Source organism: Mesorhizobium sp. M1A.F.Ca.IN.020.04.1.1 (genome assembly GCF_003997315.1).
Taxonomy (GTDB): domain Bacteria; phylum Pseudomonadota; class Alphaproteobacteria; order Rhizobiales; family Rhizobiaceae; genus Mesorhizobium.
On sequence record NZ_RZSN01000021.1, the window covers coordinates 14,479 to 34,616 of the forward strand.

The 20,138-nt window shown below is 64.6% G+C and carries 20 protein-coding genes and 1 pseudogene; 7 read left to right on the plus strand and 14 right to left on the minus strand.

Annotation, left to right across the window (positions count from 1 at the left end; translation table 11 throughout):
- Positions 1–8: 8 nt before the first annotated feature.
- Positions 9–1,202, minus strand: coding sequence for a GGDEF domain-containing protein (locus EOA49_RS07280; RefSeq protein ID WP_067322920.1), 1,194 nt, complete (start codon positions 1,200–1,202; stop codon positions 9–11).
- A gap of 126 nt (positions 1,203–1,328) precedes the next feature.
- On the opposite strand from EOA49_RS07280, the gene EOA49_RS07285 reads away from it, so the two are divergent.
- Positions 1,329–1,643, plus strand: coding sequence for a hypothetical protein (locus EOA49_RS07285; RefSeq protein WP_127240842.1), 315 nt, complete (start codon positions 1,329–1,331; stop codon positions 1,641–1,643).
- 60 nt (positions 1,644–1,703) lie between these two features.
- On the opposite strand, the gene leuC is transcribed toward EOA49_RS07285, so the two are convergent.
- The 5 genes and pseudogenes from leuC to rplS all read right to left on the minus strand — a co-directional run bounded on the left by leuC (position 1,704) and on the right by rplS (position 6,816).
- Positions 1,704–3,113 (minus strand): 3-isopropylmalate dehydratase large subunit, encoded by a 1,410-nt coding sequence (leuC, locus tag EOA49_RS07290; RefSeq protein WP_066991840.1) that lies wholly within the window; start codon positions 3,111–3,113, stop codon positions 1,704–1,706.
- Positions 3,114–3,393: 280 nt separating this feature from the next.
- A pseudogene (locus EOA49_RS07300) lies at positions 3,394–4,027 on the minus strand (class I SAM-dependent methyltransferase).
- Positions 4,028–4,084: 57 nt separating this feature from the next.
- On the minus strand, positions 4,085–4,897 hold the full coding sequence (locus tag EOA49_RS07305; RefSeq protein WP_095799636.1) for an amino acid ABC transporter permease: 813 nt from the start codon (positions 4,895–4,897) through the stop codon (positions 4,085–4,087).
- Between the two features lie 257 nt (positions 4,898–5,154).
- Positions 5,155–5,952 (minus strand): transporter substrate-binding domain-containing protein, encoded by a 798-nt coding sequence (locus tag EOA49_RS07310; RefSeq protein ID WP_127240843.1) that lies wholly within the window; start codon positions 5,950–5,952, stop codon positions 5,155–5,157.
- A 345-nt stretch (positions 5,953–6,297) separates the two neighbouring features.
- Positions 6,298–6,816, minus strand: coding sequence for a 50S ribosomal protein L19 (gene rplS / locus EOA49_RS07320; RefSeq protein ID WP_040974610.1), 519 nt, complete (start codon positions 6,814–6,816; stop codon positions 6,298–6,300).
- 322 nt (positions 6,817–7,138) lie between these two features.
- On the opposite strand from rplS, the gene EOA49_RS07325 reads away from it, so the two are divergent.
- On the plus strand, positions 7,139–7,891 hold the full coding sequence (locus tag EOA49_RS07325; protein WP_127240844.1) for a sulfite exporter TauE/SafE family protein: 753 nt from the start codon (positions 7,139–7,141) through the stop codon (positions 7,889–7,891).
- Here EOA49_RS07325 and trmD read toward each other — a convergent pair.
- Entirely contained in the window at positions 7,873–8,574 is a 702-nt protein-coding gene (gene trmD / locus EOA49_RS07330) for a tRNA (guanosine(37)-N1)-methyltransferase TrmD (RefSeq protein WP_067323716.1), read from the minus strand. The genes EOA49_RS07325 and trmD overlap by 19 nt on opposite strands.
- On the minus strand, positions 8,571–9,167 hold the full coding sequence (gene rimM / locus EOA49_RS07335) for a ribosome maturation factor RimM (protein ID WP_127240845.1): 597 nt from the start codon (positions 9,165–9,167) through the stop codon (positions 8,571–8,573). The genes trmD and rimM overlap by 4 nt, the downstream gene beginning before the upstream one ends.
- Before the next feature lie 98 nt (positions 9,168–9,265).
- Here rimM and EOA49_RS07340 point away from each other — a divergent pair, with 98 nt between their 5' ends.
- On the plus strand, positions 9,266–10,204 hold the full coding sequence (locus EOA49_RS07340) for a tyrosine recombinase XerC (RefSeq protein ID WP_127240846.1): 939 nt from the start codon (positions 9,266–9,268) through the stop codon (positions 10,202–10,204).
- A gap of 186 nt (positions 10,205–10,390) precedes the next feature.
- Here EOA49_RS07340 and EOA49_RS07345 read toward each other — a convergent pair whose 3' ends face one another.
- Entirely contained in the window at positions 10,391–10,996 is a 606-nt protein-coding gene (locus EOA49_RS07345; RefSeq protein WP_066991818.1) for a DUF1236 domain-containing protein, read from the minus strand.
- Between the two features lie 64 nt (positions 10,997–11,060).
- Positions 11,061–12,155 (minus strand): putative zinc-binding metallopeptidase, encoded by a 1,095-nt coding sequence (locus EOA49_RS07350; RefSeq protein WP_127240848.1) that lies wholly within the window; start codon positions 12,153–12,155, stop codon positions 11,061–11,063.
- Between the two features lie 467 nt (positions 12,156–12,622).
- Between EOA49_RS07350 and EOA49_RS07355 the strand changes: the two genes are divergently transcribed.
- Entirely contained in the window at positions 12,623–13,420 is a 798-nt protein-coding gene (locus EOA49_RS07355; protein WP_066991813.1) for a lytic transglycosylase domain-containing protein, read from the plus strand.
- 113 nt (positions 13,421–13,533) lie between these two features.
- Here the strand turns inward: EOA49_RS07355 and EOA49_RS07360 are convergent, their stop codons facing one another.
- Positions 13,534–14,121 carry a hypothetical protein gene (locus EOA49_RS07360; protein ID WP_245456919.1) on the minus strand — a complete coding sequence of 196 codons (588 nt, stop codon included), beginning with the start codon at positions 14,119–14,121 and terminating at the stop codon, positions 13,534–13,536.
- A gap of 165 nt (positions 14,122–14,286) precedes the next feature.
- Positions 14,287–15,510 carry an argininosuccinate synthase gene (locus EOA49_RS07365; protein ID WP_127243104.1) on the minus strand — a complete coding sequence of 408 codons (1,224 nt, stop codon included), beginning with the start codon at positions 15,508–15,510 and terminating at the stop codon, positions 14,287–14,289.
- 180 nt (positions 15,511–15,690) lie between these two features.
- Here EOA49_RS07365 and EOA49_RS07370 point away from each other — a divergent pair, with 180 nt between their 5' ends.
- Complete coding sequence (locus EOA49_RS07370) at positions 15,691–16,332, plus strand: LysE family translocator (protein WP_127239841.1); 642 nt, start codon at positions 15,691–15,693, stop codon at positions 16,330–16,332.
- 14 nt (positions 16,333–16,346) lie between these two features.
- Here EOA49_RS07370 and EOA49_RS07375 read toward each other — a convergent pair whose 3' ends face one another.
- On the minus strand, positions 16,347–16,814 hold the full coding sequence (locus EOA49_RS07375; protein WP_067323704.1) for a hypothetical protein: 468 nt from the start codon (positions 16,812–16,814) through the stop codon (positions 16,347–16,349).
- Complete coding sequence (rlmN, locus tag EOA49_RS07380; protein WP_127239842.1) at positions 16,811–18,046, minus strand: 23S rRNA (adenine(2503)-C(2))-methyltransferase RlmN; 1,236 nt, start codon at positions 18,044–18,046, stop codon at positions 16,811–16,813. The genes EOA49_RS07375 and rlmN overlap by 4 nt, the downstream gene beginning before the upstream one ends.
- Before the next feature lie 88 nt (positions 18,047–18,134).
- Here rlmN and EOA49_RS07385 point away from each other — a divergent pair, with 88 nt between their 5' ends.
- Entirely contained in the window at positions 18,135–18,572 is a 438-nt protein-coding gene (locus tag EOA49_RS07385) for a hypothetical protein (protein WP_245460568.1), read from the plus strand.
- Positions 18,573–18,753: 181 nt separating this feature from the next.
- Positions 18,754–20,100: a chloride channel protein gene (locus tag EOA49_RS07390; protein WP_067323698.1), complete on the plus strand. Its 1,347-nt coding sequence runs from the start codon at positions 18,754–18,756 to the stop codon at positions 20,098–20,100.
- Positions 20,101–20,138: the final 38 nt, after the last annotated feature.

Sequence of the window (20,138 nt, forward strand, 5' to 3'; positions counted from 1 at the left end):
TGCGATTTTCAGCCGACGCTCACCGCTTCGGGCACGAAGGCGGTTTCGGGGCGCTCGTAGGAAAGGCGGACGCTGTCGCGGCCATTCCTCTTGGCCTTGTAGAGCGCCTCGTCGGCGCGCCGCATCAGCGGCGCCAGCCCTTCCGCGCCGCTGCGGGCCGCAACGCCGAAGCTCGCTGTCACCCTGGTGCCGGGCGGCAGGCCGTCGACGGCCCCGGCCGAATAGAAAGTGCGGATCGCTTCGGCGAAAAGGCGCGCCGCGGCGAGATCGCTGAGCGGCAGGAGCACGGCGAACTCTTCGCCGCCGATGCGGCCCGCAGCCCCGCGCGCGCCCGTGGCAAAGCGCAGCTTGGCAGCGAAGTCGGCAATCACTCGGTCGCCCGCCTCATGTCCGTGCTGGTCATTGAGCGCCTTGAAGTGATCGAGGTCGGCAAGCACCAGCGCGACGGGAAACCCGGCCTTGGCGCATTGATCGAGCAGCAGTGCTGCCCGGTCTTCGAAGCCGCGGCGGTTGAGAAGACCGGACAACGGGTCGGTGTGCGTCTCGGCCTTCAGTGCCTTCAGCACGTCGAGGGCGGCCGCCGTGAACAGGCAGAGCGCGATCAGAAGCGACAAAAGCGCGTGCGAGAGCAGCGCCGTCGTCCAGTAGGACGAGCCGTAGAAGCCGTCATAGCTTGGGAACGGTCCATGCGCGATGACGACGATCAGGGTACGGGCGGTGAAATTCAGCGCGGAAAGCAGGGCCAGCGCGACCAGGATTTTCTCAGGGCCATTGTTGCGCACTGTCCTGAGCTCGGCGGCGACGAGCAGGCTCAGGCCGCCGAAGCCGAAATTCATGCTGAGCACGCGCCAGGTAAGATCCGGCTCGACGAACATGAACCATGCGAAGGCGGCGAGCCCGCCGCCGGCCATGAGCCCGATGCCGAAATAAGGCACGCGCCGGCCGTAGCGGGCGATGATCGCGCCGGAAAGGCAGCAGGCGGCTATCGTGAAACATATGTTGGAGATCAGCTTGGTCGCCACGATGCCGAGCGGCAGCGTGAAATATTGCAGCAGGAAACCCGACGCCGACAGGCAGTAGCTCGCCGCCAGCACCGCCAGATACGGACGATGGCGCTGGTAGAACCACAGCACGAGGAACGCAGCGCCGAGCGCCAGCGCTATCGTCGGATTGAGCAGCGCTATGAGCAGACCGGTGTCCAACGGACCGTGACTTCCCCAAGTTACCCAAGGGGAGATGCTAGTCGGGAAGCACAAACAAGCGGTTAAGCGACGGCTTGGAACAGCTCCGGGAGACCGGCGTTCTCAACACAAAACAGGAGAACGCCGATGGCCGGTACAATCACCCTGACCGAGCACGATGCGATCCGTTCCTGGGCGGCGGCGCGCGCCGGATTTCCGGCCATTGTCGACATTTCGCCCGAGGCCGGCACGCAACCCATGCTGCGCCTGGTTTTTGGCCAGAACGCCTATGAGGACGACGACAGCCCGGAGCGGCCTCCCAACGCCGGCGGCTACGAGCTGGTCGAATGGGACGAGTGGTTCAAGATTTTCGACGAGCAGCAACTGGCGCTGATCGTCGCTGCCGACGAGCCTGGCCGACGTGAGGAGTTCCACGAGATTATCCGGCTCGGCGACCGCTGAGCGACAAAAGGCCCGGAACGCGGTGCGCTCCGGGCCTTTGATCGCGTCCGCGGCAGGCCGTTACTTCCAGTCGCGGATATCGACGAAATGGCCGGCGATTGCCGCCGCCGCCGCCATGGCCGGCGAGACAAGATGGGTGCGGCCCTTAAAACCCTGCCGGCCCTCGAAATTGCGGTTCGAAGTCGAGGCGCAGCGCTCATGCGGCTTCAGCCGGTCGTCGTTCATCGCCAGGCACATCGAGCAGCCGGGCTCGCGCCAGTCGAAGCCCGCGGCGACGAAGATCTTGTCGAGCCCTTCGGCTTCGGCCTGCTCCTTCACCAGGCCGGAGCCCGGCACGATCATGGCGTTCACGCGCGGATTGACCTTCTTGCCCTCGACAACCTTGGCGGCGGCGCGCAGGTCCTCGATGCGGCCATTGGTGCAGGACCCGATGAAGACGCGGTCGAGCGTGATGTCGGTGATCTTGGTTCCGGGCGTCAGCCCCATATAGTCGAGCGCGCGCAGCTTCGAGGAACGCTTGTTCTCGTCGGCGATGTCGGCCGGATTCGGCACGAAACCCTGCACCGAGACGACATCCTCGGGCGAGGAGCCCCAGGAGACGATCGGCGGCAGTTTTTGCGCATCGAGCACGACCACCTTGTCGAAATGCGCACCTTCGTCGGAATGCAGCGTCTTCCAGTAGGCAAGCGCGGCGTCCCAGGCGGCGCCCTTCGGCGCGCGCGGCTTGTCCTTCACATAGGCGAAGGTGGTCTCGTCCGGCGCGATCAGGCCGGCGCGCGCACCGCCTTCGATCGACATGTTGCAGATCGTCATGCGGCCTTCCATCGACAGCGAGCGGATCGCCTCGCCCGCATATTCGATGACGTAGCCGGTGCCGCCGGCGGTGCCGATCTCGCCGATGATGGCGAGGATGATGTCCTTGGCGGTGACGCCTTCCGGAAGCTGGCCGTCAACGCGCACCAGCATGTTCTTGGCCTTGCGCTGAATCAAAGTTTGCGTCGCCAGCACATGCTCGACTTCCGAAGTGCCGATGCCGTGCGCCAGCGCGCCGAACGCACCGTGCGTGGAGGTGTGGCTGTCGCCGCAGACAATGGTCATGCCGGGCAGCGTGAAGCCTTGCTCCGGCCCGATGATGTGGACGATGCCCTGGCGGACGTCGTTCTCCGAATAATATTCGATGCCGAAATCCTTGGCATTCTTGGCCAGCGCCTCGACCTGGATGCGGCTTTCCTCGTTCTTGATGCCGAACTTGCGCTCGGGCGAGGTCGGCACGTTGTGGTCGACCACGGCGAGCGTCTTCTCAGGATGGCGAACGTCTCGGCCGCTCATGCGCAGGCCTTCGAAGGCCTGCGGGCTGGTGACCTCGTGGACGAGGTGGCGGTCGATATAGAGCAGGCAGGTGCCGTCGTCCTGGCGGTCGACGACATGGTCGTCGAATATCTTGTCGTAGAGGGTGCGCGGTGCGCTCATGTGCGTAAATCCGTCGATATGAGAATGGCAAAAGCTGGCGCCGGGGCTTCTGACCGGCGAAGCGACCGGATCGGTCGCCTCAGCTAAGTCGGCTGGTGAGCGCGCCGCAGACGCGCGCGGCAAATCGCGACGGCAGGCGCTTCCTGTCCTGCAGCACGAAACCCTTATAGGCCGGATCGCTGAAAAGCTCTTCCATGGCGCTGCTCATATCAACGTTTTGGCTTTTCGGCAATTGCGGTAGCTTTGCCTTCTCCCCTTGTGGGAGAAGGGGAAGCCGCGCTCACAGCACCTCGAATACGAAAGTCTTCACCAGCGCGTCCGGGTCGCCGATCGCATAGCAGCGAAACCACGGACTTTCCTCGGCCAGCCGCCATTTCCTTGCCTGCCTGAGATCGTCGAACACCGCCTGGAAGCCACCGCTCTCAAAACCTGGTCGCGCACTGTGAAGATGCGTGGCCGCCGCTCTTCGTGATGCGCACGAGTTCGTGCAGGCCCTCGGCCGGCGCGTGGCCGATGGTGAAGACGCCGGTCGAGAAGAAGGCGCGGAAATGACTGTCGGGCCAGGGCAGCGGACCGCCGAGCATCGCCTTCTTCAGCTCGCCATAGGCATTGCGGCTGCCTGCGATCTTCAGCATGTCGTCTGAAAGGTCGAGACCGCAGATGTCGCCATAGCCCAGCGCTTTCAATGACGGCCCGGACAGGCCGGTGCCGCAGCCGGCGTCGAGCAGCGGGCCTTCGCCCGCCGGCACATGCCGCGCCACCCAGGCGGTGATAAGGAAGGGCAGCAGATAGCCGAGCGAGGCGGTCTCGCCGTCATAGGTCGCCGCCCATTCGGCATAGGCCTTGGCGAGCGCCTCCGGCGTCTCGGCCGAATAGACGGAGTCCAGCGCCGCATTGGGCTTGTCGAAATTCATGGGTCAGCTCCTGGACGTTACTAACCCAGGAAGCGTAGCGCGCTCTTGGCCCGGGGGCTATTGCTCATGCTGCCGTCGCAGCCGTTTCTCGAGCGCCCGCAGCGCCAGCGACAGGCCGACCGTCAAGATCAGATAGATATAGGCGACGATCGAATAGGTCTCGAAGAAGCGGAACGAGCCGGCGGCATAGACCTTGCCGATCTGCGTGATGTCGGCAACGCCCAGCACCGAGACCAGCGAGGAGTCCTTGACCATGGCGACGAAATCGTTGCCGAGCGGCGGCAGGATGGTGCGGATCGCCTGCGGAAAGACAATCAGCCGGAAGCGCTGCACGCGCGTCAGCCCGAGCGCCTTTGCCGCCTCGATCTGACCCTTCTCGACCGACAGGATGCCGGCCCGGAACACTTCCGAGATGAAGGCCGAATAGCCGATGGTCAGAGCCATGATGGCGCGCCACAGAAGCGAGATGTCGCGCACCAGGAGCTCGCCGATCCAGCCGGCGCTCTGCAGCGGCGCCGTCAGCGCGTTCCACGCCGCGACGAATGCCGGCGCCCCGGCAAAAGCGATCCAGAACAGCAGCACCAGGATCGGCACGCCGCGGATGATCTCGACATAGAAGCGCGCGATCTGGCGCAGCCATTGCGACCCCGACAAGGCCATCAGCGCGATGCCGAGTCCAAGCGCCGAGGCCAGCGCGAAGCCGACCACGGTGACGAAGACGGTGATGCCGATGCCCTTGGCGACGGTGGCGAAGACCTCGGCGTAAAGGTCGCTGGCGGCGATAGCCAGCGCCGCGGCGAGCGCCAGAACGGCCGCTGCGGCCAGCCACCAGGGGAATTCGGATTTGGCGGTGGACGTCGTGGCGGTCATCAGGATGTGCCGCCGGTGTAACGACCCAGAAAGGATGGCGCCCAGGTACCCCGCTCTGGCCTGCAGGCCATCTCCCCCTCAAGGCGGGAGATCAGATGGTCGATCGGCTTTCGCAAACCATCGATGCAGAATGTGCGGAGGCGCTGAAACTGCCAATCTCCCACCCTGAGGGGGAGATGCCCGGCAGGGCAGAGGGGGGTGCTCATGCGCCAAGTCAGCGCGATTCCCTGCACAGGCACTGCCGTCAACAACGTGGGCTACTGCCCCATCTTGTAGTCGAGGAACCACTTCTTGTTCAGCGCATCGAGCGTGCCATCGGCCTTGAGCGCGGCGATCGCGGCGTTGACCGGCTTCACCAGGTCGGAGCCCTTGGGGAAGATGAAGCCGAAATCCTCACTGCCGAGCGGCCCGCCGATCAGCTTCAGCTTGCCCTCGGAGGCGTCGACATAGCCCTTGCCGGCGGTGCCGTCGGTCAGCACCACGTCGACATCGCCGGACTTCAGCGCCTGCACGCTGGCGCCGAAGGTCTCGAACAATTTTATGCGCGGGTTCTGCTCATTGCCGTCGAGCACGCTGTAGACCGCGGTGTAGAAGGGCGTCGTGCCGGCTTGCGCGCCGATCAGCCCGTCCTTGAAGGCGGCAAAGCTCTTGGCGTCGGTGAAGCGGCTCTCGTCGCCGCGCACCAGCATGAACTGTTCCGATCGCATGTAAGGGTCCGAGAAGTCGACCTTCGCCTTGCGCTCGTCCTTGATGGTGATGCCGGTCATGCCGATATTGTACTGGTTGTCGGAAACGGCCTGGATCATCGCGTCCCAGGAGGTGTTCTGGTATTCAACCTTGAAATTCAGCCGCTTGGCGATCTCATCCATCGCGTCATATTCCCAGCCGATCTGCTTGCCGGTCTTCTTGTCGATGAACTGCAGCGGCGGGTAAGCGTTTTCGGTCACCACCACGACCTTTCTGCCGCCGAGATCGGGCAGCGTGTCGGCGAGCGCCGCAACGGGCGCGAGAAGGCAGGCCAATAGGCCGGCCAGCAGCAGTTTCGACTTGATCATGACGAACTCCCGAACGTGACTGGCGGCGCTACGCTCGCCCCAAGAGAAAAACCGGCGCCGACTTTAGCTTTCCGCAAGCGCCTTGCAAGCCGATCCGCTGCACCGATGAGCGCCAAAGCGGATTCCCATGCTCTGATCGGCACGCTTCCCGAACCCAGCCTGCGACGGACCATCCGCGCAATCCGCAACCGCTTCGCGCAACCCGGCGACCAGCCGGGTCAGCGTGCCATGCAGGGCTTTCAGCTCGGCGCGTTCCGGCGGCATGCTGCAGGCAAGCGCCGCTTGCACATCCAAAACGAAAAAGGCGACCGAAGCCGCCTTTCCAAAACGATCTGCGGAAGCGCCTTATTCGGCCGACGCGGACTCGGCAGCCTTCTTCTCGGCGGCGTCCTGCGCGGCTTTCTCCGCAGCCAGAGCCTCGGCGGCGGCGACCTTCTCGGCCTCGATGCGGGCGCGTTCGGCGTTCAGCGCATCACGCTCTTCATCGTTCAGCTTGCGGGCGCGCACGCCGGTGTTTTCCGAAATGCGGGCCGACTTGCCGCGACGGTCGCGCAGGTAATAGAGCTTGGCGCGGCGCACCTTGCCACGGCGCACGATCTCGACGCCTTCGACCATCGGCGAGTAGACCGGGAACACGCGCTCCACGCCTTCGCCGTAGGAAATCTTGCGGACGGTGAAATTCTCCTGGAAGCCGGAGCCGGAACGGGCGATGACGACGCCCTCATAGGCCTGGACGCGGGTGCGGCTGCCTTCGGTGACGCGCACCTGGACGCGCACGGTGTCGCCAGGCTGGAATTCGGGCAGCTTGCGCTTGGCTTCGATCTTGGCGGCCTGCTCGGCCTCGAGCTGACGGATGAGATCCATCTCAAATATCCACTTCTTGTTCTTCCGACAGCCAGAGCGTCCTCGACTTGCCTTGCAGTTCCAATGACCGCTCGGCTATGTCCTTTGCCCAGACATTCAAATCGGGGGCATCGGACAGGGACGGCTACACCGCCATTTGTTGACGGGTCCGGAAGATCGTTCTTCCGGTTCGGGCGGCGACATACAGCTATTTCGGCGCTTTGTCACGCCTTTGACGCCTAATTTTTGAAAACTATGGCCCCATCATATTGCCGCCGTGCCGGGTTGCGCGCGCCATGCAAGCTTTCTAAGTCGGAGAAAGCTATTTCCCAGGCCTCCCTCGATGACATTCTTCGATGCCGTCCTGCTCTTCTTCGCGGGCTTTGTCTCGGGCGCGGTGAACGCCGTCGCCGGCGGCGGCACTTTCGTCACCTTCGGTGCCATGACGCTGGTCGGCCTGCCGCCGATCGTTGCCAACGCAACGTCCTCGGTGACACAGTTTCCGGGCTACATCACCTCGACGCTCGCCTATCTCGACGACATCAGGCATTTCTGGCGCCAGGCGCTTGTGCTCTGCGTGATATCGGGCTTTGGCGCGCTGGCCGGTTCGCTCATTCTGCTGGCGCTCTCCAACACGTCCTTCCGCGCGCTTGTGCCCTGGCTGCTGATCGCCGCGACCGCCCTGTTCGCGGCCGGTCCGTGGCTGAAGCCGGCGGCCGGACCGGAGCACCAGGCCTCGGTCGGCTCGCTCGCCGGGTCGCTGGCGCAGTTCCTGACCTCGGTCTATGGCGGCTTCTTCGGCGCCGGCATGGGCGTGATGATGCTTGCCACCCTCGGCCTGACGCAGGCCGGCGACTACCACAAGCTCAATGCGTTGAAGAACATGCTAGCGGTGGTCATCGCGGCAATCGCCATCCTGGTTTTCGTTTCGGGCGGCGTCGTCGCCTGGCCGCAGGCGATCGTCATGATCCCCGGCGGGGCGCTGGGCGGCTATGCCGGGGTGTGGATCGCCAGGCGCGTGCCGCAAGGTGTCGTGCGCGGCTTCGTCGTCGCCGTCGGCCTGTTTCTGGCCGTTTATTACTTTACCAAGGGCTGAGCACCGGCCAGCAGATCGGGCCGGCGCTCCCGCGTCAGCTTCTCAGCCTCGGCGCGACGCCACGCGGCGATCTTCCTGTGATTCCCGGAGGTCAGCACTTCGGGGATTTGCCTGCCCTCGAACTCCTGCGGCCGCGTGTAATGCGGATGCTCGAGCAGGCCGTTCTCAAAGCTTTCTTCCTCGCCCGAGACGGCGTTGCCCATCACCCCCGGCAGCAGCCGCACCACCGCATCGAGCAACACAAGTGCGGCCGGCTCGCCGCCCGACAGGATGAAATCGCCGATCGAGACTTCCTCCAGACCGCGCGCCTCGATCAGCCGCTGGTCGACGCCCTCGAAGCGGCCGCACAGGATGACGGCACCGGGCCCGGCGGCGAGCCCGCGCACCCTGGCCTGCGTCAGCGGCTTTCCACGCGGGCTCATCAGCAGCCTTGGACGTTCATCGCCCTGCGGCGAAACGTGGTCGATCGCCCTGGCCAGCACGTCGGCGCGCATCACCATGCCGGCGCCGCCGCCGGCCGGCGTATCGTCGACGGTGCGATGCCGGTCAGTGGCGAAATCGCGGATCTGGATCGCTTCCAGCGACCAGGTGCCGGCTTCCAGCGCCCGGCCGGCGAGCGAAAGCCCAAGCGCACCCGGAAACATCTCCGGATAGAGCGTCAGCACCGAGGCGGCAAAGCTCACCGGTTGCCCCCGGCGTCCTTCGGTCCGCGCGGCCGGCCCTTCGGGTCGAAACCGGGCCGCCCGGCGGCTTCGCTATCCTCGTCCTCGACCAGCCCCGCCGCCAGGGGATCGACCTGAACGAAGCCGTCGGCGATCGACACATGCGGCACCGCGGCTTGCGTGAACGGGATCAGCACGCCCTTGCGGCCCGCGAGCGTGACGTCGAGTATGTCGCCGCCGCCGAAATTATGCACGGCGACGACCCTGCCGATGACGCCGGTATCGTCCCTCACCTCAAGGCCGATGAGGTCGGCATGGTAGAACTCGTCCTCCAAGCCGTCGTCCGGCAGCACCGAACGGTCGACGAACAGCTCCGTGCCGGCAAGCGCCTCGGCCGTGTTGCGGTCGCTGACGCCCTTGAAGCGCACCACCACGACCGTGCCGGCCGGCCGGATGTCGAGGATCTGGAAGGCTCGGCCATCCTTGGCATGCAGCGGCCCGTAGTCGGCGAGCGCCAGCGGATCGCCGGTGAAAGTTTTCACCCGCAACTCGCCCTTGATGCCGTGCGCGGCGCCGATCACGGCCATCTGTACAGGGTTCTCGAGCTTCGACATCGGCATCACTTCCTTTGCCCTGCTCTAACCCTCTGAAGCCGCCATTTCAATGATCGGCTCTTCACCGCTTCCTAACCTGACTGCCCGAAAATGCCCGCATGCAGGAATTCCTCATCCCGGCAAAACCCGACCTCCAGGCGGCGCGCGAGAGCTGGCTCAAGATGCTGGCGCGCGAGCGCCGGCTGTCGCCCGAAACGGTCGAAGCCTATGAGCGCGACACGCGCCAGTTCCTGCATTTCCTGACCGGGCATTGCGGCGGCCCGCCCGGCATCTCCGATATCGCCGACCTGCAGCCGGCCGACCTGCGCGGCTTCCTCGCCGCGCGCCGCAACGGCGGCGCCGGCGCCCGCACGCTCGGCCGCGGCCTGGCCGGCATCCGTTCGCTGCTGCGGTTTCTCGAAAAGCGCGGCCTCGTCAACGCGGCGGGTGCGGCCGCCCTGCGCGCGCCGCGCCAGCCGAAATCGCTACCGAAACCACTGACGGCGAGCGATGCCAAGCAGGTCGTGACTGTCGAGGGCCAACTGGCGGAAGAACCCTGGATCGCCGCCCGCAACGCCGCCGTGCTGACGCTGCTCTACGGCTCCGGGCTGCGCATCTCGGAAGCGCTGGGCCTGACCGGGGCCGATCTCGCCACCGAGGCCGACACGGTGCTGCGCATCACCGGCAAGGGCGGCAAGACAAGGCTGGTGCCGGTGCTGCCGGTGGCGCTCAGGGCGGTCGCCGAATACCGGCGGCTGTGTCCCTTCCACATCGATCCGAAAGAGCTGCTGTTCCGCGGCGCTCGCGGCGGCCCGCTCAATCCGGCCATCGTCCAGCGCGAGATGGCGAAGCTGCGCTTGGCCCTCAACCTGCCGGAAACCGCGACGCCGCATGCCTTGCGCCATTCCTTCGCCACTCATCTGCTCGGCCGTGGCGGCGACCTGCGCACCATCCAGGAACTGCTCGGCCATGCCAGCCTGTCGACCACCCAGATCTATACCGGCGTCGACACGGCAAGGCTGCTCGACATTTACGACCGGGCGCATCCAAGGGCGTGAAGCGTTTGACGGAGCCACCCCGCTTCCTCGTGCCAAGACGGAGCAACGAGCGGAGTGAACCCTGAAATCGAGGCTGCAGGTCGAAATCGGCGGCTGTCGAGCAGCTGCAGGTAGCCTGACCCAACCTTGACATTCTTCCAAAGGCGGCCGCCCGTTTCCCGGCGGCCGCCTTTCGAATACCCTGGATCAGCGCATCACATAGACGATGCGCCGCGTGCCCGGATCAACCAGCGCCGGCTGGTTGTTCACATAGACATAGCGGTAGTTGTAATCCGGGATCTCGCGCAGCTCGACCGTGTCGGGCAGCACCGCGCCGGTCACCACTTCGCCCTCGAGATAGACCGGTTCGACCCGGTGCGTGGTGACATAGGTGCCGACCTCGGCCGGCGGCCTGGCGATCGGCTCGATGGCGTCGTCGCCGGAAACGATGGCGCCGGTGTAGGTGTCAGTGGTGTAGATATCATCGGTCGGCGGAGCCACGACGGCAATGCCGGCATCGGCCGGCCGGCGTGTCACCACAACACGGCTGCCGCCGAATTCGGCAGTCACATAGTCGGAATAGACCCAACCTTTGCCGCCGGCTTCGGCGATGGTGCACCATTTGCTGCCTTCGATGCAGCCTCTGAGCGTCGCCGACTGGCCGGCAGCCAGCACGCCGATAACGGGATATTGCGGGCCGGGGCCGGCGCGGACATTCAGATCCGTCACTGCCGAGACGGGCGTGTCGGCAAGCGCCGCGCCCGACATGGCAAGCAGCGCACCGGCAAGTGCCGGAAACAATAGACTTTTCATGATTTCTCTCCGTTCTCAACGCTCCCTCGGGCTCGAAAACGAACCAGAACCTTATGCGTTCCGGCTAAAGTGCCGTCGCCTGCTCACGAATTGTTCCATTTGTTTTGGGCAAGTCGGTCAAAAGCTGGTGAACGAAGGCCAGTTTTTGCGCCGTCACCTCCGAAATGACGAAGGGATAAAGGTCGGGCAGACCCATGCAGCGGTTGATCGAATTGGAGGCCTCCGACAGCACCAGCCAGCGGGCGAGGATCCTTTCGAACGGTTCCGGCGCCGGATCGGGTTCGGCGGGCTCCCGCAGCGGATCTCCCCCTGTATCGCCAGGCGGCAGGTCGTTGGCTTCCACTGTCTCCAGCCGGCCGAGCGGAAAATTCAGCGCATGCACCATCTCCAGCGTGTCCGTGATGTGCAGGTGGTGCGCCCAGGTCTCGGCCCAGTCTTCCCAGGGGTGGGACGCCGCATAGGCCGAGATGTGGCGCTGCTCCCAGTCCGGCGGCGCGCCCTTGGCGTAGTGGGCCTTCAGCGCTTGCTCGTAGTCAACCCGCTCGTCGCCGAACAGAGCGCGAAAGCTCGAAAGTCGCTCGGGATCCTCGCGGATCAGCCGGTCCCAGTAATAATGGCCGAGCTCGTGGCGGAAGTGACCGAGCAAGGTGCGGTAGTTCTCGCCCATTTCGACGCGCCGCCGCTCGCGCTCGGCGGAATCGGCCTCGGCGACGTTGAGGGTGATCCTGCCGTTGTCGTGGCCGGTCAGGATGCGCTCGCCGCCTGGTCCGCCGCCGATCGGATCGGCGAGGAAGTCGAAAGCGAGCCCGGCCTCGTCCTGCGGTCCGGCCTTGGGCGCGACCGGCAAGCCGAAGGCAAGCAGCGAATAGACGGCGCGTTTCTTGGCCGCCTCGACGCGGATCCAGCGCCGGCGGTTGCCCTCCACCGAAAGGTCGGGGATCAATTGGTTGAGCGCGCAAGCGCGGCAGAAAATCCTGCCCGGCTCGGCCCGCCAGTTGCAGGCGCACTCGTCGGCATTTCCGCATGGAACGGCGTCGCCGCCGGAAAGCACGAAACACGCCCGCTCCGGATCGTAAAGCACCAGGCTTGAACAGTTCAGGCATTGCGCGTTCTCGAAATAGAGACGGTGGCCGCAATGAGGGCAGTCGAACAGCTTCATCGGTCGTCGAACCGCGGGAAAAAGGTCAACGAAGTTGGGCAACGCCCAAACGCCCGTCGCCGGCCGTCGTTCCGTTTCTATTTCGTCGCGAGCAGGGCGACGCCCCGCCTGGCCACGCTTTCGCCTGACAATGTCGCGCCGCAACAAAGCCTGGGTGAGCGGTCCGGCGACATGCTCGCCGGCGAAGAAGATCTTCTCCGCCACCGCCTGCATCAGTGTGGCGCGCGCTTCGGAACAGCCGGGATGGGCAGCCGCATAGGCGAGCCTGCGCCAATGATCACACTTCGACGTCTTCCCTCAAGACACGCCACAATAAATCCTTGCGCCATAATTTATGCTTGATCGTGGGCAAATTCCCCGGCATTCGCCAGCTTCAAGCGCCGCGCAGCCCGCGCGGGCGGTGACAACCGGGCGCTTCACTGGCAGATTTGCAGCCGGGACGTGATTCAGGCAACCAGGAGAACGATATGGCATTTTTTGCCAAGGGAAGGATTTTCATGGCCGCCGTTGTGGCGGCTTTCGGGCTGGCGACAGGCGCGCAGGCCGCGGCCAGCTGCGGCAAGAACGGCGCCGGCTTCGACGCATGGAAACAGCAATTTGCCGCGGAAGCACAAGCCGAGGGCGTGGGCCAGAGGGGTCTGTCCGCGTTGGCCGGCGCGACTTACGCGACAAGGACGATCGCTGCCGACCGCGCGATCCACAAGGCTTTCAGCGGCTCGGTGGAAGCGTTCATGCAGCGTCGTGGTGGGGCCGCGATTATTTCCAAGGGCCGTGCGTTGAAGAAGCAGAACGCGGCGATGTTCGACAGGATCGAACAGACTTACGGCGTGCCGCCGGGCGTCCTGCTTGCGATCTGGGGCATGGAGACTGGCTTCGGCGCGTCGATGGGCAACCAGAACACGGTCTCCGCCATTCTGACGCTGGCCTATGATTGCCGCCGCCCGGACTATTTCACCCCCCATGCCATCGCCGCCCTGAAGCTGGTCGATCGCGGCGCGCTGACCGCCTCCTCGGTCGGCGCCATGCATGGCGAGATCGGCCATACGCAGTTCCTGCCCGGAAATGTTCTGAAGTATGGCGTCGGCAACGGAAATCTGCGCGACAGGAACACCGCGCTGGCTTCCACCGCCAACTTCCTCAAAGCCCATGGCTGGCAGGCCGGCGCGGGATATGAGGCGAATATGGGCGCCATCGCCGGCTGGAATTCGGCAAGCGTCTACCAGCAGGCCATCGCCCGCATCGCCGAGGCGATCGACGCCAACTGATGCAATATCTCCATTCCAACGAGAAGCCCGGCCTGCGCCGGGCTTTTTGTTACGGAGCAAGGATCAAAACCCAACCACCCGGAACGACCAGGTTCGATCTCATCACCTAACTCTCAATCGTTCGCGTAGCCGCTCAATGGACATTTCCGGGAAACGGGAATCTGGAAGGTACCGGTAGTGCCGTTGCAGGTACGGAATTTGGGGTTCCGCGGCGCTGAAGGAGCCGCCTTTGGCCTGTCCTCGATCACCGTCGGGACTCCGGCAGCTTGCGAGTAGCTGCCGCCTAAGGGGCATTTCTCGGAAGCGGCAACCTCGAAGGAGCCGGTGATAACATTTGAGCAGGTACGGAATTTAGAGTTCCGCGGCGCCGTTGTGGCCGCAGCAGCCGCCTTGGACTTGCCCTTGATGACCAACCAGATTTCGGTCGGTTGGTCGAGCTGCAGCCTGTTTATGTCGGAGTAGCTGATGCGGCCGCTGCGTATCCCCTCGGCTATGCGCTGGCAGAACAAGGCCGGCATGCGCTCCTGCGAGACGCCCATGAAGGAGGCGATTTCGTGCTTGAACGTGATGCTCCATAAATGGACAGCCGAGATGCACCCGTCCAAATTAGCCGCAGACGCCTGCTTCGTGGCTGCTTGCGAGGACCCGCACGTCATCAAGGTCAACGCCGTCGCGACCAGAAGAGAAATACTACTTTTCACTGTTGAAACCCCCCGCATCCCGCTGGGAACTTAATTGGAGCGGCGGAAAGGTCAAACGATAATTTCTCTGAAGTGGTCTGAACTTTTCTTAGATTAGATACGCGAAATAAAACCCGGCGTCTCCGCCGGGTTTTCCCGCTTATCTCAACTTTCGACGTTCGGATATCAGCCTTCGCGGTTCCTTGCCGCCAGCGTCCGCAACCGCAGCGCGTTGAGACGGATGAAGCCGGCGGCGTCCTTCTGGTCGTAAGCGCCGCGGTCGTCCTCGAAGGTGACCAGCGCATCGGAATAGAGCGTCTTCTTCGACCTGCGGCCGGTGACGATGACATTGCCCTTGTAGAGCTTCAGCCGCACCGCGCCTTCGACGTCTTCCTGGCTCTTGTCGATCATTGCCTGCAGCATCACGCGCTCGGGCGAGAACCAGAAGCCGTTGTAGATCAGCTCGGCATAGCGCGGCATGAACTCGTCCTTGAGGTGCGCGGCACCGCGGTCGAGCGTGATCGATTCGATCGCCCGGTGGGCGGCGATCAGGATGGTGCCGCCGGGGGTCTCGTAGACGCCGCGCGACTTCATGCCGACGAAGCGGTTTTCGACAAGGTCGAGACGGCCGATGCCGTTGTCGCGGCCGAGGTCGTTGAGCGCCGCCAGCATGGCAGCCGGCGACAGCTTCTTGCCATTGAGCGCGACCGGATCGCCCTTCAGGAACTCGATCTCGATCTCGGTGACGACGTCCGGCGCGTCCATCGGCGAGACGGTGCGCTGGTGGACGAATTCCGGCGGCTCGCTCCACGGATCCTCGAGCACCTTGCCTTCCGAGGAGGAATGCAAAAGGTTGGCGTCGACCGAGAACGGCGCATCGCCGCGCTTGTCCTTCGGCACCGGGATCTGATGCTGCTCGGCGAAGTTGATGAGATCGGTGCGCGACTTGAACGACCAGTCGCGCCACGGCGCGATGACCTTGATGTCGGGGTTCAGCGCGTAAGCCGACAATTCGAAGCGGACCTGGTCGTTGCCCTTGCCGGTGGCGCCATGGGCGATGGCGTCGGCACCTGTTTCTTTGGCGATCTCGACCAGGTGCTTGGAGATCAGCGGCCGGGCGATCGAAGTGCCGAGCAGATATGTACCCTCATAGACGGCGTTGGCGCGGAACATCGGGAAGACGAAGTCCGAAACGAATTCCTCGCGCACGTCGACGATGCGGATGTCCTTGATGCCCATCATCTCGGCCTTGCGGCGCGCCGGCTCCAGCTCGCCGCCCTGGCCGAGATCGGCGGTGAAGGTGACGACTTCGGCGCCGAGCTCGGTCTGCAGCCATTTCAAGATGATGGAGGTGTCGAGGCCGCCGGAATAGGCGAGCACGACTTTCTTGACGTCTTTGGTCTTGGACATTTTGGCGGTTCCGCGGGAAGATGGCTTCGCGGGCGAGGTATCACGGCCGTTCCGGGCGGCGCAAGAGACGAACAGATGCCCGCCGATGATACAGGCTGGGCCAGATGTTTGCCTGGGCAGACGCTGGCGACGCAAAAATCGCCGCGTTATAGAGCTGCGCGATCTACTCCGAGGCGACCCATGTCCTTCATTCCCGACACTTCGACGCTCATCCAGTTCGCCATCGCCACGGTCATCCTGGCGATCACGCCGGGACCCGACATGACGCTGTTCGTGTCGCGCACGCTGAGCCAGGGCCGCGCCACCGGCTTCGCCTCGATGGCAGGCGCGCTATGCGGCACGTTGGTCCACACCACGCTGGTGGTGGTCGGCGTCTCGGCGCTGATCGTGGCCTCTCCCATGGCTTTCTTTGCGCTGAAGATTTTCGGCGCCGGCTATCTGGTGTTTTTAGCCTGGCAGGCGGTGGCCAAAGGCTCGGCCTTTTCGCCGGAGAAGAAGACGGGACCGCAAATCTCGCTGTTCCGCAGCTGGGCGGCCGGGCTCGGGGTCAATCTCCTCAACCCGAAGATCATCCTGTTCTTCATGACGTTCCTGCCGCAATTCGTCTCCGCGCATGACCCGAACGCACCCGGCAGGCTGTTCTTCCTCGGCATCACATTCATCGTGCTGTCGATCCCGGTGACGGCGCCGATGGTGCTCGCGGCGGAGAAATTCGCGGCGGCGATGAAGGCGAGCCCGCGCGTCACGCGCGTGGTCGATTATCTGTTCGGCGGCGTGTTCTCGGCCTTCGCGCTCAAGATCCTGACGGCACAGGCGAAGTAAAGCCCGCGCCGAGCTCAGGGCTCCAGATCGGGCAGCGCCTCGCGGCGCCAGCTTCCGGCCCAGCGGCCGGCAGAGAGCCAATAGAAGATGCCGCCGACCATGCCGCTGCCGATCAGCGCGAGCCTGACATTGTTGTCGGCGACATCGAAATCGCCGTCGCCGATGTTATGCGCGAAGCCGAGGAAGACGACGGCGATGACGGCGCCGCCCAGCGCATAGAACAGCCAGTCGCGGCGGCCGAGCACTTCCGCGATCAGGATGACGATCGCTGCCGGCATGAAGCCGAAATAGGCGACGAACAATGCCAGGAAAGGCACCGAAAAATAGAGCGCGGGCGCGATCGTCTGATGTCCGGGCTCCGGCGCATAGCCGAAATAGCCGAGGAACAGCACGTTGAGAAAGGCGCTCGCCGCCAGCGAGGCGATCACATAGCCGATCAGGATGGCGGCGAAGCGGACGAGATAGGCGATGATACGCTTCACGCCTCGCCGTGCCCCGCGATCATCATCGCTTCAAGCGCCAGCCGGTCGACCTTGCGCATGCGTTCCGATTCCGACTTGAGCTGGCCGCAGGCGGCGAGGATGTCGCGGCCGCGCGGCGTGCGGATCGGCGAGGCGTAGCCGGCATTGTTGATGTAGTCGGCGAACTTCTCGATCGTCTCCCAGTCCGAGCACTGATAGTTGGTGCCGGGCCACGGGTTGAACGGGATCAGGTTGATCTTGGCTGGAATGCCCTTGAGCAGCTTGACCAGCGCCTTGGCGTCCTCGAGGGAATCGTTGACGTCCTTCAGCATCACATATTCGAAGGTGATGCGGCGGGCGTTGGAGAGACCCGGATAGGCGCGGCAGGCAGCGATCAGCTCCTTCAGCGGATACTTCTTGTTGATCGGCACCAGCAGGTCGCGCAGGTCGTCATTGGTGGCATGCAGCGAGATCGCCAGCATAACGCCGATCTCCTCGCCGGTGCGGGCAATCTCCGGCACGACGCCCGAGGTCGACAGCGTGATGCGTCTTTTCGACAGGGAAAGTCCGTCGCCGTCGGAAGCGATCAGCAGCGCCTTCTTCACCGCCTCGAAATTGTAGAGCGGCTCGCCCATGCCCATCATGACGATGTTGGACACCTTGCGGCCCTCGGCCGGCACAATGGCGCCGTCCGGCGTGTCGCGGTCGGGGAAGTCACCGAGGCGGTCGCGCGCGGTGAGCAGCTGCGCCAGGATTTCTTCCGTCGTCAGATTGCGCACCAGCTTCTGCGTGCCGGTGTGGCAGAAGGAGCAGGTCAGCGTGCAGCCGACCTGCGAGGAGATGCAGAGCGTGCCGCGGCCTTCCTCCGGAATATAGACGGCCTCGATCTCGACCGGACGGCCGGCGCCGCGCGGCGGAAAGCGAAACAGCCATTTGCGCGTGCCGTCGGAAGAGATCTGCTCCTCGACGATGTCGGGCCGCGCAACGGTGAAGTGCTTATCGAGCTCGGCGCGCAGATCCTTGGAGATGTTGAACATATGGGCGAAGTCGGAGACCCCGCGCACATACATCCAGTGCCAGAGCTGCTGGGCGCGCATCTTCGCCTGGCGCTCCGGCACGATGCCGGCGTCAACCAGAGCGGCGCCAAGCTCGGCGCGCGTCAGGCCGATCAGCGACGGCCTTTCGGCCGGCGTGGCGCGGGCGCGCAAGGCGTCGCGGGCGCCTTCGGCGGTCAGATCGAATAAAAGGGTCATGGTTGCGCCAATATAAGCGGTTTGCGGCCGATTTCAGCATCGTGCCTGAAACGAAGCGCGGCGCATAGCACAGCTTGCGGCCGGAGTCATGTCGGCGGCAGAGGCGGCCGGTGTCGCTATTCCCGCCTCGGGTGAGATCACATATTCGTGTTGGCGTAACAGCTCGAAGCGCACCCGCGAACCTGAAAGGGGCGACTATGCCCTTGCAGAAATGGGAGTACGCGGAATGCATTCGATCAAGCTTGTTGCCGTCGCCGGTCTCGCAAGCCTTTTTGCCTCGCAGGCGTTCGCCGAGGATACGATGGGCACGATGACCATGATGAAGGGTGGGCAAGTGACGGCGATCATGCCCGACGGCCATATGGGCACCATGATGCCTGACGCCAAGATGAGCGCCGAAATGATGAAGATGGCGAAGCCGATCAAGCATTGCATGATGATAATCACCGACGCCAAAGGCAAAGCCTACATGATCGATACGTCGACCAAGAAGGCCCAGGCCGAATGTGAAAAGATGGCGATGTGAGAATGGTGGGACTCGCCAGCCCTGCTGCCCGCCGGCGCAGGCCGGCGGGATATCCAAACCGCGGTCCTGCCCTGGCTCCTCGATCTCCGATTTTCGTCGCTCGCCTCGACCTGACCTGACCTAGCAGGCTTGATCCTCCCTCTCAGTGTGCTAGGGGCGGGTCATCACCCAGAGGACAGGCATGGCCGGCATATCGCGTAGATACCCGATGCTGCGGCGCTCGCAGGCTATGTGGGCGTCGCGCCGCGTCTGGCAGCCGCGCCTTGTGTTCTGGGCCGGCGCCATCTCGATCGGCTTGATCAGCGTGCTGTTCGCCCTGCTGGCCGACCGGGCGCAGGCGCTGTTCCACGTCGTCACCGGCGGCGATAGCGGCAGCTGGCGCTTTTATCTGCCGCTGGTCATGACGCCCGCGGGCTTCGTGATTTGCGCCTGGCTTGCCCATTCCTTCTTTCCGGGATCGCAAGGCAGCGGCATTCCGCAGGCGATCGCCGCCCGTCACCTGCGCGATGACGAGGATCGCGGCCATCTTCTTTCGCTGCGCCTGGCAGCGGGCAAGGTTGCGCTTACCGTCATCGGTCTCGCCTGCGGCGGATCGATCGGCCGCGAGGGCCCGACGGTGCAGGTCGGCGCCTCACTCATGCTTCAGGCGGCGCGCTGGGGCGGCATGGCGCAGGCGCGCGGCCTGATCCTGGCCGGCTCGGCTGCCGGCGTCGCCGCCGCCTTCAACACGCCGCTCGCCGGCATCGTCTTCGCCATCGAGGAGATGGGTCGCGCCTATGAGTCACGGACCAACGGGCTGGTGCTGACGGCGGTGATCCTCGCCGGCCTCGCCTCGCTCGGCCTGCTCGGCAACTACACCTATTTCGGCGTCGCCAGGGACACGGTGGCCTTCGCCACCGACTGGCCGCTGGTGATTGCCTGCGGCGTCATCGGCGGCGGCTTCGGCGCGCTGTTTTCGCTGTTGGCGCTGAGGATCACGCGGCGCGTCCGACGCTGGAATGGCCTGCAGCCATTGTGGCGCGCGCTGCTCGTGGCAGGCATCTGCGGCTTGGCGGTTGCCGCGATCGGTCTCGTCTCGGGCGGCCTTACCTTCGGAACCGGCTACGCTCAGGCCCGCGGCGCCGTCGAAGGCGCGCCGCTACCCGCGTTCTTCTTCCTGGAAAAATTCGCGGCCGGCGTGCTGTCGATGGTGTCGGGCATTCCGGGCGGCATCTTCGCGCCGTCGTTGGCGGTGGGCGCCGGTCTCGGCAGCACGCTTGGCCTGGCGTTCGGCGCCGGAACAGGCCTCGCCGCGCTGCTCGGCATGGCCGGTTATTTCGCCGGCGTCGTGCAGGCGCCGATGACGGCCTTCGTCATCATCCTCGAAATGACCGGCAACCACGACAACGTCATCGCGCTGATGTGCGCGGCGATGCTGGGCTACGGCACGGCGCGACTGATCTCCAACGAGCCGCTCTATCACGCGCTGTCACGCGTGTTCATCGCCGAGGCGATCAGGCGGCGCAGGGCCGTCGAGCAGCAAGGCTGAATGGCGAGCTTGGCGCTGTCGCCTTATTCGCTTGTCCC

What these genes read in the sequence shown, in the direction of transcription:
- EOA49_RS07350 (WP_127240848.1), bottom strand. Translation starts at nt 12,155, where the DNA reads ATGAAGCTGTTCGACTGCCCTCATTGCGGCCACCGTCTCTATTTCGAG.
- leuC (WP_066991840.1), bottom strand. Translation starts at nt 3,113, where the DNA reads ATGAGCGCACCGCGCACCCTCTACGACAAGATATTCGACGACCATGTC.
- EOA49_RS07385 (WP_245460568.1), top strand. Translation starts at nt 18,135, where the DNA reads ATGTCGGCGGCAGAGGCGGCCGGTGTCGCTATTCCCGCCTCGGGTGAG.
- EOA49_RS07355 (WP_066991813.1), top strand. Translation starts at nt 12,623, where the DNA reads ATGGCATTTTTTGCCAAGGGAAGGATTTTCATGGCCGCCGTTGTGGCG.
- rplS (WP_040974610.1), bottom strand. Translation starts at nt 6,816, where the DNA reads ATGGATCTCATCCGTCAGCTCGAGGCCGAGCAGGCCGCCAAGATCGAA.
- EOA49_RS07285 (WP_127240842.1), top strand. Translation starts at nt 1,329, where the DNA reads ATGGCCGGTACAATCACCCTGACCGAGCACGATGCGATCCGTTCCTGG.
- EOA49_RS07305 (WP_095799636.1), bottom strand. Translation starts at nt 4,897, where the DNA reads ATGACCGCCACGACGTCCACCGCCAAATCCGAATTCCCCTGGTGGCTG.
- EOA49_RS07325 (WP_127240844.1), top strand. Translation starts at nt 7,139, where the DNA reads ATGACATTCTTCGATGCCGTCCTGCTCTTCTTCGCGGGCTTTGTCTCG.
- EOA49_RS07390 (WP_067323698.1), top strand. Translation starts at nt 18,754, where the DNA reads ATGGCCGGCATATCGCGTAGATACCCGATGCTGCGGCGCTCGCAGGCT.
- EOA49_RS07365 (WP_127243104.1), bottom strand. Translation starts at nt 15,510, where the DNA reads ATGTCCAAGACCAAAGACGTCAAGAAAGTCGTGCTCGCCTATTCCGGC.
- rimM (WP_127240845.1), bottom strand. Translation starts at nt 9,167, where the DNA reads ATGTCGAAGCTCGAGAACCCTGTACAGATGGCCGTGATCGGCGCCGCG.
- EOA49_RS07340 (WP_127240846.1), top strand. Translation starts at nt 9,266, where the DNA reads ATGCAGGAATTCCTCATCCCGGCAAAACCCGACCTCCAGGCGGCGCGC.
- EOA49_RS07370 (WP_127239841.1), top strand. Translation starts at nt 15,691, where the DNA reads ATGTCCTTCATTCCCGACACTTCGACGCTCATCCAGTTCGCCATCGCC.
- EOA49_RS07310 (WP_127240843.1), bottom strand. Translation starts at nt 5,952, where the DNA reads ATGATCAAGTCGAAACTGCTGCTGGCCGGCCTATTGGCCTGCCTTCTC.
- EOA49_RS07345 (WP_066991818.1), bottom strand. Translation starts at nt 10,996, where the DNA reads ATGAAAAGTCTATTGTTTCCGGCACTTGCCGGTGCGCTGCTTGCCATG.
- rlmN (WP_127239842.1), bottom strand. Translation starts at nt 18,046, where the DNA reads ATGACCCTTTTATTCGATCTGACCGCCGAAGGCGCCCGCGACGCCTTG.